The 12,194-nt window shown below is 71.0% G+C and carries 10 protein-coding genes and 1 pseudogene; 2 read left to right on the forward strand and 9 right to left on the reverse strand.

Going from position 1 to position 12,194, the window contains the following annotated elements:
* The 9 genes and pseudogenes from Q7F20_RS06020 to Q7F20_RS06060 form a co-directional block, all read right to left on the reverse strand.
* Positions 1-539, reverse strand: a pseudogene (locus tag Q7F20_RS06020) (hypothetical protein); the annotation flags it as partial.
* 17 nt (positions 540-556) lie between these two features.
* On the reverse strand, positions 557-1,909 hold the full coding sequence (gene manD / locus Q7F20_RS06025) for a D-mannonate dehydratase ManD (RefSeq protein WP_305739209.1): 1,353 nt from the start codon (positions 1,907-1,909) through the stop codon (positions 557-559).
* Positions 1,906-3,192: a mannitol dehydrogenase family protein gene (locus Q7F20_RS06030; protein ID WP_305739210.1), complete on the reverse strand. Its 1,287-nt coding sequence runs from the start codon at positions 3,190-3,192 to the stop codon at positions 1,906-1,908. Before Q7F20_RS06030 ends, manD begins: the two co-directional genes overlap by 4 nt.
* Positions 3,189-4,076, reverse strand: coding sequence for a sugar phosphate isomerase/epimerase (locus Q7F20_RS06035; RefSeq protein ID WP_305739211.1), 888 nt, complete (start codon positions 4,074-4,076; stop codon positions 3,189-3,191). The genes Q7F20_RS06030 and Q7F20_RS06035 overlap by 4 nt, the downstream gene beginning before the upstream one ends.
* A complete protein-coding gene (locus Q7F20_RS06040) occupies positions 4,073-5,269 on the reverse strand; it encodes a Gfo/Idh/MocA family protein (protein WP_305739212.1) in 1,197 nt (398 codons plus the stop codon). Before Q7F20_RS06040 ends, Q7F20_RS06035 begins: the two co-directional genes overlap by 4 nt.
* Positions 5,266-6,102 (reverse strand): sugar phosphate isomerase/epimerase, encoded by an 837-nt coding sequence (locus Q7F20_RS06045; RefSeq protein WP_305739213.1) that lies wholly within the window; start codon positions 6,100-6,102, stop codon positions 5,266-5,268. Before Q7F20_RS06045 ends, Q7F20_RS06040 begins: the two co-directional genes overlap by 4 nt.
* An 81-nt stretch (positions 6,103-6,183) precedes the next feature.
* Positions 6,184-7,134, reverse strand: coding sequence for a carbohydrate ABC transporter permease (locus Q7F20_RS06050; RefSeq protein WP_305739214.1), 951 nt, complete (start codon positions 7,132-7,134; stop codon positions 6,184-6,186).
* Entirely contained in the window at positions 7,131-8,162 is a 1,032-nt protein-coding gene (locus Q7F20_RS06055; protein ID WP_305739215.1) for a carbohydrate ABC transporter permease, read from the reverse strand. The genes Q7F20_RS06050 and Q7F20_RS06055 overlap by 4 nt, the downstream gene beginning before the upstream one ends.
* Complete coding sequence (locus tag Q7F20_RS06060) at positions 8,162-9,520, reverse strand: ABC transporter substrate-binding protein (protein ID WP_305739216.1); 1,359 nt, start codon at positions 9,518-9,520, stop codon at positions 8,162-8,164. Before Q7F20_RS06060 ends, Q7F20_RS06055 begins: the two co-directional genes overlap by 1 nt.
* Positions 9,521-9,678: 158 nt before the next feature.
* On the opposite strand from Q7F20_RS06060, the gene Q7F20_RS06065 reads away from it, so the two are divergent.
* Together Q7F20_RS06065 and uxaC are read left to right on the forward strand one after the other, a co-directional pair.
* A complete protein-coding gene (locus Q7F20_RS06065; protein WP_305739217.1) occupies positions 9,679-10,716 on the forward strand; it encodes a LacI family DNA-binding transcriptional regulator in 1,038 nt (345 codons plus the stop codon).
* A gap of 11 nt (positions 10,717-10,727) precedes the next feature.
* Positions 10,728-12,167, forward strand: a complete 1,440-nt coding sequence (uxaC, locus tag Q7F20_RS06070; RefSeq protein ID WP_305739218.1) for a glucuronate isomerase — start codon at positions 10,728-10,730, stop codon at positions 12,165-12,167.
* Positions 12,168-12,194 lie beyond the last annotated feature (27 nt).

A 12,194-nucleotide genomic window follows, 5' to 3' on the forward strand; every position in this document is an offset into this window, starting at 1 on the left:
GGGATGGGCGGGGCGTCGCTGCCCGACCACGCGTCGGGCACCGCATCCGGGTCGGCGAGCGCGCCGTCGAGGTCGACGTCGTCGAACCCGGCGCTCTCGAGCGGCCGGACGAGGAGCCCGGAGCGCACGGCCGCTCCGGCGTGCGGATCCGCCATGGCGGCCTCGATCGTCGCCCGGACCTGTTCGAGCACGCTCGGCGTCACCGGGTGCCCGGCGTCGGACGCGAGGTCGGCCCCGGCCTGGGTGAGCGCGTCGACCACGCCCGCTCGCTGGCGTCGCAGCGCGCGGATGGCTGCCGGATCGGCATCCGCCTGGGCCTGCCGGATCGCGGGCCCGAGGTCGACCGCCTCGTCGAGTGCACCCTCGTGCGCCAGCAGGTCGACGACCCACGCGGCCGGTGCGGGTTTCCGGAGGCCGCCGATCGCCGTGGCGAGGGCCCGATCGTCCTTCCGGACCGCCCGTTGGCGCGCCGTCCGCTCGGCGACGAAGTCCGCGGGCGCGACGAGGAGCAGTTCCTTCGCCACGTCCGCGAACCCCATGCGGACCAGCTTGCCCGCTACCAGTCGTGGACGGTGCCGTCGGCGAGCCGGTTGAAGGGCAGGTACGCCTGCTCGTACGGGTACTTGCCCGCTTCGTCGACGTCGAGCGAGACCCCGAGGCCCGGCTCGTCGCCCGGGTGCAGGTACCCGTCCGTGAACGTGAAGGTCTGCCGGAACACCTGGTTCGTCCTGGGGCCGTGCTGCATGTACTCCTGGATGCCGAAGTTGTGGATCGCCAGCCCGAGGTGCATCTGCGCCGCCAGGCCCACCGGGGAGATGTCGGTCGGCCCGTGGAACCCGGACTTGATCTGGTACATCGCGGCGTAGTCCATCGTCTTCCTCAGCGGGGAGATGCCGCCCATGTGGGTCACGGCGCCGCGGACGTAGTCGATGAGCTGGTCGCGGATGATGTCCTTGAAGTCCCAGATCGTGTTGAAGACCTCGCCGATCGCCAGCGGCGTCGTGGTGTGCTGCCGGACGAGCTTCAGCGCTTCTTGGTTCTCGGCGGGGGTGCAGTCCTCGAGCCAGAACAGGTCGTACGGCTCGAGCGACTTGCCGAGCTTCGCCGCCTGCAGCGGGGTCATCCGGTGGTGTCCGTCGTGCAGCAGCGGGAGCTCCGGACCGAACTCGTTCCGGACGGCCTCGAACACGGTGGGCACGTGGCGGAGGTAGGCACGGGTGTCCCAGTCCTCCATCGCGGGGAACGCGCCGCGCTGGGCGGGCTCGAAGTCGTAGCGGACGCCGCTGTTGCCCTCGGTGGTCTTGTTCGACGCGATGCCGTAGATCGACTCGAGCCCGGGGACGCCCGTCTGCACGCGGATCGACCGGTAGCCCTCGGACTGGTGCTCGCGGATGGAGTCGAACAGCTCCGGCAGCTCCTTCCCCGAGGCGTGGCCGTACGCCATCAGCCCCGTGCGGGAGGCGCCGCCGAGCAGCTGGTACACGGGCATCCCGGCGACCTTGCCCTTGATGTCCCAGAGCGCCATGTCCACGGCCGCGATCGCCGCCATCGTGACCGGTCCTCGGCGCCAGTACGACGACCGGTAGAGGAACTGCCAGGCGTCCTCGATCCGGCTCGCGTCGCGGCCGACCAACAGCGGGACGACGTGCTCGGACAGGTAAGCGGCGACGGCGAGCTCGCGACCGTTGAGGGTGGCGTCTCCCAGACCCGTCACGCCGTCCGCGGTGGTGAGTTTCAGCGTGACGAAGTTGCGGTTCGGGCTCGTGACGATGACCTCGGCGCGGTCGATCAGCTGCCCGCGGTCGGCCGACGCCCACGTGTCCGGACGCCCGGCGGTGGGATCGGTCGCCGCGCCGGCGTCGGTCGCCCCCGGCACCGGGGCCGCGGGGTTCGTCGTGGTGTCGGTCATGCGTGGACTCCTTCGTCGGTTCTCGTGCGCTCCGCGGTCTCCCGCGCGGCACGGATGCGGTCGGCCGCAGCGGTGATCGCCGCGACGACGGGGGTGGTGTCGAGGTCGGGGGCGATGACGCGCAGCACGTCGTGCACGTCCGAGTCTGCCCCGGGGGCTCCGGTGTCGCTCACCAGGTCGGGCTGCTCGGTCAGGTGCAGCCACCACGCCGCGACGGCGGTCGCGGCGCCCGGACCGATGCCCGCCGACGGGTCGCGGTCGAGCCGGTGCCGGAGCACGTCGACCACGCGGACGGGGAGCTTCTCGGAGCCGCCCGCGGCGATCTGCCGGAGGGTGTGCCGGATCCGGGGGTTCGCGAACCGGTCGACCAGGGCGGCCCGCGCCGCGGCGACCTCGGCGTCGGGCAGCGGGAGCTCGAGCGCTGCTTCGTCCCAGAGCTGTTCGACGGCCGCGCGGCAGACCGGGTCGTCCATCGCGGACGCGACGGTCTCGTGGCCGAGCAGCAGCCCGAGGTACGCCAGCAGGGAGTGGGACCCGTTCAGGAGCCAGAGCTTCCGCTGCTCGTAGGGGGTGACGTCGTCGACGATCCGGACGCCCGCGGTCTCCCACGCCGGGCGGTCGACGCCGTCGAAGGCGTCCTCGAGCACCCATTCCGCGAACGGCTCGGTGATGACGGGCACCCGGTCGCCGTCGAGCGCACCGGGGAGCTCCGCCAGCGCCTGGACGTCGTCGTCGGTCGTGGCCGGGGTGATCCGGTCGACCATCGACGAGGGGAACGAGACGTTCGCCTCGACCCAGTCCTGCACCGCCGGGTCGGCGACGGCGGACACCACCGCGTCGCGGAGCACCTCGCCGTTGTGGGTCAGGTTGTCGAGGCTGATGAGCGCGATCGGCCCGGACCCGGCGGCACGTCGGGCCTCGAGCCCTTCGACAAGGCGCGAGGGGACGTCGGAACCGGACCGGTAGCCCTGCTCGGTGACCGTCAGCGTGACGATGGTGGTCTCCGGAGAGGCGACCAGGTGCCTCCAGGTCGACGCGTCGCTACCCGGGTGCGCCGCCACGATCGTGTCGACCACCTCGGCGGAGTCGCCCTCTGCCGCACGCGTCACGAGCGTGTACCGGCTGTCCTGCGCGGCGAGTGCGTCGGCGACGTCCGGCGAGCGTCCGGTGAAGGCGGTGATCCCCCACGGTTCGCCGTCGGTGTGCGCCGTGTACCAGGCGAGGTGGGCGCGCACGAAGGCACCCACCCCGAGGTGCACGATGCCGGGTCGGCGATCGGTCATGCCGACACCGGTACGAGGGACCGCAGGTAGGCCAGGTTGTCGGCGGTGCGGGCCTCGAGCGGGAGGTCGGTGGAGAAGTCCTCGATCGTGACCCAGCCGTCGTAGCCGACCTGGCGGAGCGCGTCGAGGTACTCGGAGACGGACGCCTGGCCGGTGCGCAGCGGTGCCCACTCGTTCTGCCAGATCGTGCTGCCGTCGGCCCGGGTGTCGCCGGTGTCCACCCAGCGGGCGTTCTTCACGTGCGCATGGGCGAGGTACGGACCGAGGAGCTCGAACGCGGCGAGGTGGTCCTCGTGTCCCTCGATCACGAGGTTGCCGAGGTCGTGGATGACGCCGACGTGCTCCGGATCGAGGCCGTCGACGAGCCGCAGTGCCGCCGATGCCGAGGGCGTGATCGTCATGTGGTGCAGCTCGACGAGCGCTTTCACGCCCAGCTCGGTCGCACGCGAGACGGCCCACTCGAGGTCCGCCCGGGTGCGGTCGAAGATCTGCGGGTAGGTCTCACCGGTGCGCTCGCGCTCCTGCCGGTACATCGGCATCGCGACCCGGACCTGGCGGGCGCCGAGCTCGCTCGTGACGCGGAGCATGGTGTCGACGCCGGCACGGTTCGACGCCTGCTGGTAGCCGCCGATGCCGGAGTACTCGAGCCCGGCGGCGTCGGTCGTGCGGGCGATCTCGCCGACCTGGTCCTCGATGCCGGTGAACTGCCACGTCGAGTTGTTGCCGGCCCAGAACGAGCGCCCGGCGGGCACGGTCTCGCCGGGTGCCGGGCGGTCGTCGACGATGCGCCACTCGATGCCGTCCCAGCCCTGGTCGGCGAGCGTCTGTGCGGCCTGCGACGGAGTCCAGTCGGGGGTCGAGGCGGTGAACACGGAGAACTTCATCGGGTGGCTCCTTCTGCTGCGTGTGCGCCGACGACGGGGACGACGTCGTCGTACGTCCCCTCGATCACGTCGTCGATCCGGACGGGCTTGCCGAGCGTCGCGCTGACGTAGAGCCCGCGCACGGTGGCGAGCGAGACGAGGGCGGCGTCGACCGTCACGCCGGGCTCGCGCCCCTCGCGGATCGCGGCGACGATGTCGGTGTACTGCCGGGCGTGACCGGCGGCGAAGTGGTCGGGCTCGGCCGGACCGCCGACGACGTGTTCCGGCGGGACGACCTCGTCCTTCTGGTCGACCGCGCCGGCGACCGCCGTGGCGTTCGAGGTGGTGGACGCGGACTCGAGCGTCGCCGCGTCCGGTGCGATGTGGAAGTACGCCAGGCGGTCGTCGTCGACGATCGCGGACCCGTGCGTGCCGTACACGGCGTACCGGGCGGAGAGGCCCGGGTACGCAGCCGTCGTGCAGTGGATGACGCCGAGCGCTCCCCCGGCGAACCGGACGGTGGCGACGGCAGTGTCCTCGACCTCGATCCGGTCGTGCGCGAGCAGGCCGGTCTGCGCCGAGATCTCGACCGGACGTCCGAGCGCCCACACGAGCAGGTCGACGGTGTGCACGCCCTGGTTCATGACCGCGCCGCCGCCGTCGAGCGCCCAGGTGCCCCGCCAGTCGCCGGAGTCGTAGTAGCCCTGCGAGCGGTACCAGGCGACGCTCGCGAGTCCGGACGTCACGGTGCCGAACCCGCCGTCGTGGGCGGCTGCTGCGACGGCTGCGGAGGCCGGGTCGAAGCGGTGCTGGCTGATGACGCTCGTCACGAGGCCGCGTGCGCGTGCGGCGGCAGCGAGCGCGGCGATCTGGCGGGCGCGGGGCATCGTGGTGTCGAGCGGCTTCTCGATGACGACGTGCTTGCCGGCGGCGAGTGCGGCTTCGGCCAGCTGGACGTGCATGCCGGACGGCGAGCAGATCGCGACGACGTCGATGTCGGCCTGCGCGATCGCTTCCTCGATGGTGGACGTCGTGATCGGGCGGGTGACGCCCATCGCCTCGATCTCGTCGGCGGCGCTCGTGGCGGCTGCGGGGATCGCGTCGACGAGGGCGACGACCTGCAGGTCGGGGTGGGCGACGGCGACCTTGGCGTGGTGGCGTCCGATGACGCCGGCGCCGACGACGGCGAGCTTGAGCGGGGTTGCTTCGGTCATCGCAGGGTGACTCCGATCTGGTCGGTGAGCTTCCGGAGGGCGCGACCGGCGCGGCCGAACGCCGCGGGGCCGGAGAACCCGCCGAGGTGGGTGAAGTCGCTGAGGTGCGGCTCGAGGGAGGCGTAGCCGGAGTACCCGGCGTCGCGGAGTGCGGTGAGCGTCTCGACGAGTTCGCCGTCGCCCTCGCCCGCGGGGACGACGGACGAATCGGCGGCGAGGGCGTCCTTCACCTGCAGGTAGTCGACGTACGGTGCGAGCTGTGTCCAGCCGTCGGTGAACGGCTTGACGCCGCACTGGACGTAGTTCGCGTTGTCCCAGGCGAGGCGGAGCGCGGGCGACCCGACGCTCTCGACGATGTCGAGCACCCGCGAGGGGACGTCGCCGTAGATGTCCTTCTCGTTCTCGTGGAGCAGCGTCACTCCTTCCCGCGAAGCGAGGTCGGCGAGCGCGCGCATCCGGACGAGGACGTCGTCGCGGACGTCCTCGGGTGCACGTCCCTCGAAGTAGAACGAGAAGATGCGGATGTTCGTGGTGCCGAGGGCGTGCGCGGCGGCGATCGCGCGGCCGAGTCGTCCGACCTCGTGCTCGACGGGCTCGTCGACGGAGACCTTGCCGATGGGCGAGGCGATGGCGGACACCGTCTGCCCGCGTTCCTCGAGCAGGCGGTGCAGCCCGGCGAGCTGGTCCTCGTCGAGGTCGACGACGTTCACCCCCCAGGCGCTGCGGACCTCGATGGCGCTGGCGCCGAGCGCCTGCAGCACCGCGACCTGGACCACCGGATCGGCGTCGATCTCGTCGCCGAAGCCGGAGAGTTCCCAACTGGGCTGGGTCATTGCGTTCCTTTCATGAGGACCAGCCTGGAGGCGCGGGGCGGGCTGGCACCGCGCCTCCAGGCAGTCTGTGGAGAACTGTCGCTACTTCACAGAGCCGGCGGTGAGACCACCGACCAGGTAGCGCTGGAAGATGAGGTAGAGCGCCACGACCGGCACGGCACAGACGATCGAGGCGGCCATCATCTGGCCGTAGATCGGGACGGCGCCGCCCTCCTGCGTGGTGCCGAGGACCTGCAGGACCACGGCGACCGTGCGCGTGTTGGGGGTCGTCATGATCGTGGAGAAGAGGACGTCGTTCCAGCCGAGCAGGAAGGCGAAGATCGCTGACACGACGATGCCGGGCCACGACAGCGGCAGGACGATCTTCGTGAGGATCTTGGTGCTGGACGCGCCGTCGATGCGGGCCGCTTCCTCGAGCTCCTTCGGCAGACCGCGCAGGTACGTGACCATCACCCAGGTGGAGAACGGGAGGGCGAACGTCAGGTAGGTGACGAAGAGGCCCCACCGGGTGCCGATGATCTGCACGCCGGTGGCGCTCGCGATGTTCGAGAACACCACGAACACGGGCAGGAGCAGGAGCGTGCCGGGGATCGACTGCAGTGCGAGCAGACCACGCAGGAAGGTCAGGCGTCCGAGGAAGCGGAACCGGACCAACACGTACGCGGTCGACACGGCGAGCGCCGCACTGGCGACGGCGACGGCCCCGGCGGTGAGCATCGAGTTCACGAGCCCCTCGCCGAGCGCGACCGTCGACCAGATGTCGACGTAGTTCCGCAGCGTGAACTCGGACGGGAAGTACTCGCCCCGGGCCACCGCGACGTCGGAGTTGACCGACCCGAACAGGATGTAGAGCACGGGGACGGCGATGAACGCGATGATCACCGCGATCACGAGGACGAGCAGCCAGCGCGGCAGGAGCCGGGTGACGTCAGTGTCGTACGGGCGCTTGTGGCGGCGACCACGGTCCCCTGCCGTGATGCTCTCGGTGAGCGTCGCGGTCGGGCGGGTCCTCGTCGTGGTGAAGGCACTCATGCTCGGGCTCCGTCGATGTCGGCTGCCGCGGCCGGGGTCGCGGCGGCCAGCGTCGCGCGGTCGGCGCGGCGCTGCTTGCGGTTGGGGCCCGCGTCGTCACCGGTGTCGAGCTTCACGGCTCGGAGGTAGACGAACAGCGGGATGGCGACGATCACGAGGGAGCAGATCGCCATCGCCGCGGACAGGCCGAAGCGGAACGACTGGAAGCTCGCGATGTAGGTGAGGACGGGCATCACCTCGACACTCGAGGGCAGCGGGATGCCGAACAGCACGAACGGCAGGGTGAAGTTGTTGATGTTGTGCAGGATCGCGATGATCACCGCGAGGCTCAGGGGTCCGCGGAGGTACGGGAAGATGATGTACCGGAGCTTCGCCCACCAGGTCACCCCGTCGAGCGCGGCGGCCTCGTGCACCTCGTTGTCGACCGCCTGCAGTCCGGCGAGGGAGAGCAGGTAGACGAACGGCCAGCTCGTCCAGATCATCACGCCGGCGAGCGCCCAGTACGACGCGGAGCCGTTCAGCCAGAGGACGTCGGTGTGCAGGATCGAGTTCACGACGCCCTGCGGCTGCAGCATCGTCCGGAAGAACGTGCCGACCACGAAGGCGGGGAGCACGTACGGGATGAGGTAGATCGACCGGACGAGTCCGCGGCCCGGGAACCGGTTCTGGGTGGAGATCGCCGCGGCGACGCCGATCGGGACCGTGACGGCGGTGACGAGCACCGAGATCGAGACCGAGATCCAGATCGAGTGGAGCAGGGGCGAGTCGGTGAACGCCTCGGCGAAGTTCGCGAACCCGACGAACGGGGCGCTGAACCACTGGCGGAGCGTGTACTGGTCGAGGTCGAGCATCGCGATGTAGAAGCCCACCAGGAGCGGCACCACGATGACGGCGAGCATGAGGACGCCGCCGGGCAGGAGCATCCAGAGCGGGCGCTCCCGCTTGTAGAGCGGGGTGGTGCCGTGCGGGCGGACCTCGCGGCCGCGCGACTCGGTCGCGCGCGGCGCGGGGGTCTGGACCTGCGTCATCACAGGCCTCCGTTCTTCTGCCGGTCGAGTGTGGGCTGGGCGTCCTTCTGCGCTGCCTTGAGTCGCGCACGGAGCTGGTCGTCGGTGACCTCGCCGCCCTTGAGCGACGGGATGGACTGCACGACGACGTCCACGAGGGAGAGTTGGATGTCCGACCAGGCACCGGTGAAGGCGGTCGGCTTCGAGAGCTTGCCGGCGTCGATGATCGGCTTGAGCTGCGGGTTGTCCGCGGCGAGCTGCGCGGCTGCGTCGGCGTTCGTCGGCAGGTTGCCGAAGAGCTCGTAGTACTCGAGCTGCGCCTTCGGGGTGCTGAGCTGCTTGATGAAGTCGAAGGACAGGTCCTGCTTCTTGCCGTAGTCGGCCACGACCCAGTTGTCGCCGGAGAGGATGCTCGCCGCCTCGATGCCGCCGGACGGACGCGACGTCGCTCCCGGAGGCACCGTCGGCAGGAGAGCGAACTCGTACTTGCCGTCCACGGGGGTGTTCTTGAACGAGTTGATGGCGGTGGTCGTCGTCATCGGGAAGAACGCCGCCTTGCCCTCGGTGAACTGCGCGAGGGCCTGGGCGTTGTTCCATCCGATGGCGGCCTTGTCGACGACGCCGTCCGTGGTCACCCAGTCGAAGTACGTGCGGTAGGCGTTCTCGACGGCCTTCGTGTCGATCTCCGCCTTGCCGTCCTTCGACACGATCGTGTTGCCGGCGTTCTGCGCCATGCCCCAGACGAACTTCCACGGGTCGAACCCGTCGGCGTACGCGACCGCCATGCCGTGCACGTCACCGCTCGTGGTCGCCTTCGCGTCCTCGGTCAGTTCGTCCCACGTCGTCGGCATCTCGGTGATCCCGGCCTTCGCGAGGAGGTCCTTGTTCACCGCCATGACGAACGGTCGGCTGGCGAAGGGGATGCCGATCTGCTTCGAGGCGCTCGGGCCCGAGATCCCGAAGGAGGCGGGGTCGAACTGGTCCTTGCCGCCGACGGCCTTCCAGTCCTTCGCGTCCATCTCGACGAAGGCACCGGTGGCGTACGCGGTCGGGGTGAACGTGCTGCCGATCGCGTACACGTCCGGGCCCTGGCCGGAGATGACGCTCGTCTGGATCGCGGTGAGCTCCTCCTGCGCCGAGGAGTAGGTCTCCCACTGGACGTTCGCACCGGTGGTGCGCTTGAACTCAGCGGCGACGTCCTGCTGCCACTGCTTGCGTTCCTTGGGGTAGGTGGTGTCCGCGCCCATCATGACGCGGAGGGTGTTGGGGTCGTCGCCACTGCCGTTCACCACGGCGCATCCCTGGAGGGACAGCGCGGCGAGGGCGACGACGGCCACGGCACCGATGACGGTGCGGGCATGGAGTCTTCGCGTGTTCACGGGGGTTTCCTCCTCGAGACCTCCTCCGAGCGGCACTGCCCGGTCGCACCACTGTCCCGCGGTTGGCAACATGCGGCAATCGGTTGCCACTTGTTGCCAGACCGGTTTACGTTCGGTCCACCGGCGCACCGACGCGCAGGCCGGACGACGGAGGAACCGTGACCGACACCGACACCGCCCGGCGGGTGACCATCCGCGACATCGCCGACGCCACCGGTGTCGCGCCGTCCACGGTGTCGCGGGCGCTCTCCCTGCCCGACCGCGTGAACCAGGCGACGCAGCAGCGCATCCAACAGGCCGCCCGGGAACTCGGCTACGTCCCGAACTCGCAGGCCCGGGCCCTCACGTCCGGACGGACCCGCGCGGTCGCCGTGCTCGTGTCCGACATCACGAACCCCTTCTACTTCGACGTCATCCGCGGCACGCAGCACCAGCTCGCCGGCGCCGGGTGGACGCAGCTCCTCGTGGACACCGAGGAGTCCGCCGACGCCGAGATGGCCGCCCTCAGCGCGATCGCCGGGAAGGCCGACGGCGCCGTGCTCACCGCGTCACGATTGTCCGACGCGCAGATCGCCCGGTTCGCCGAACGCACCCCGCTCGTCGTCGTGAACCGTCGGCCCGCCGGCGTCCCCTCCGTCCTGATCGACACCCCCGGTGGGGTCGAGCAGGCCGTCCAGCACCTGGTGTCCCTCGGCCACCGGGACGTCCTCTACGTCGCGGGCCCGGACAGCTCCTGGTCGAACGAACGCCGGTGGAAGGCCCTCGTCCGGGTCGCCAAGCGCCTGGGTGTGCGGGTCGGCCGCGTCGGGCCGCACGCACCGTTCGTCGACTCCGGAGCCGCAGCCGCCGACGCCGCCGTGCACGCCGGCGCCACCGCCTGCATCGCGTTCAACGACCTCATCGCGATCGGCATGCTCGCCCGGCTCCGGGAGCGCGGCGTGCGCGTCCCCGAGGACATGAGCATCGTCGGGTGCGACGACATCTTCGGCGCCGACTTCTGCAACCCCCCGCTCACCACGATGACGTCGCCGATCGAGCGCGCCGGCCGGGTCGCGATCCGGATGCTCCTCGGACGGCTCGGCGCGATCCCCGCCGAGGAGCTGCCCGGCGAGCACATGAGCGGCGCCGTCGCGCTGCCGACCCACCTCACCGTCCGCGAGTCCACCGGTCCCGCGCCCGTCCCCCACGCGTCCTGAAGGAGTCGACGATGCCCCAGACCACCACCGCCACGCCGCTCGCCCCGCACCCGGACCGCCTCTTCGCGGCCGACCCGGGAGCGCGGGCGGTCGCCCGCACGGTCTACGACGCCGTGAAGGACGCGCCGATCCTCTCCCCCCACGGGCACGTCGACGCGGCGCTCATCGCGGACGACCGGCTGTTCGAGGACCCCGCGTCGCTGCTCATCACGCCCGACCACTACGTCCTGCGGCTCCTGCACGCGAACGGGGTCGGACTGGAGGCGCTGGGTCGCGTCGACCTGTCGGGAACGCACCCCGCGCCTCCTGGACGCGCCGTCTGGCGGCAGTTGGCCGAGCACTGGGACGACTTCCTCGGCACCCCCGTCCGCTACTGGTTCGAGACGGAGCTGCACGACGTCTTCGGACTGACGGAGCAGCCGTCGGCCGCGAACGCGGACGCGCAGTACGACCACATCGCGGGCCTGCTCAGGACGCCCGCGTTCCGCCCCCGCGCCCTGTTCGACGCCTTCGGCATCGAGGTCCTCGCGACCACCGACGGGCCAACCGCCGACCTCGCCGCGCACGCGCGGCTGGCCGCCGACCCCACCTTCACCGGGCGGGTGGTCCCCACGTTCCGCGCGGACGCCGTGTTCGATCCGTCGGGACCGGACTGGAGGCACGTGGTCGCGTCCATCGGTGAGGCCGCCGGCATCGACACGGGAACCCATGACGGGCTGTTGGCGGCACTGCGCGCACGTCGCCGGTACTTCATCCAGCACGGTGCGACCGCCACGGACACGGGGGTCCTCGACGCCGGATCGACGCCCCTGACGGCATCGGAGCGTGCGCGGATCCACGCGGCCGCTCTGGAGGGGCCGTCCGGCGTGACCGCGTCGGAGGCCGTCGCCTACCGGCACGACATGCTCTACCGGTGGGCCGAGATGAGCGTCGAGGACGGGCTCGTGATGCAGCTCCACCCCGGCGTGCTGCGCAACCACCACGGCCCCACGCTCGAGCGCTTCGGGCCGGACACCGGACACGACCTGCCCGCCGTCGGGTCCTTCACCGAACCGCTGCGGCCGTTGCTCGAGTCGTTCGGGACCGCTCCGGGCTTCCACCTCGTGCTCTTCACCGTCGACGAGACCGTGTTCTCCCGCGAGATCGGCCCGCTCGCCGGCTTCTACCCCGCCGTGTACGCCGGGGCGCCCTGGTGGTTCATCGACACGCCTGCGGCGATCGGTCGGTACCGCGCGGCGATCACCGACTCGGCGTCGTTCACGAAGACGTCGGGGTTCATCGACGACACCCGGGCGTACTGCTCGATCCCGGCCCGGCACGACATGGCGCGTCGTGCGGACGCCGCGTACCTGGCGTCGCTCGTGGTGACGCACGAGATCACGGAGGAGGACGCGGTGCGGACCGCCCGCCGCATCGTGTCGGACATCCCGAGGGCGACGTTCAAGCTCTGAGCGGGGTAGGTGGGCCGTGCCGCTGTG

It is taken from the genome of Curtobacterium sp. A7_M15 (genome assembly GCF_030705415.1).
Lineage (GTDB): Bacteria > Actinomycetota > Actinomycetes > Actinomycetales > Microbacteriaceae > Curtobacterium.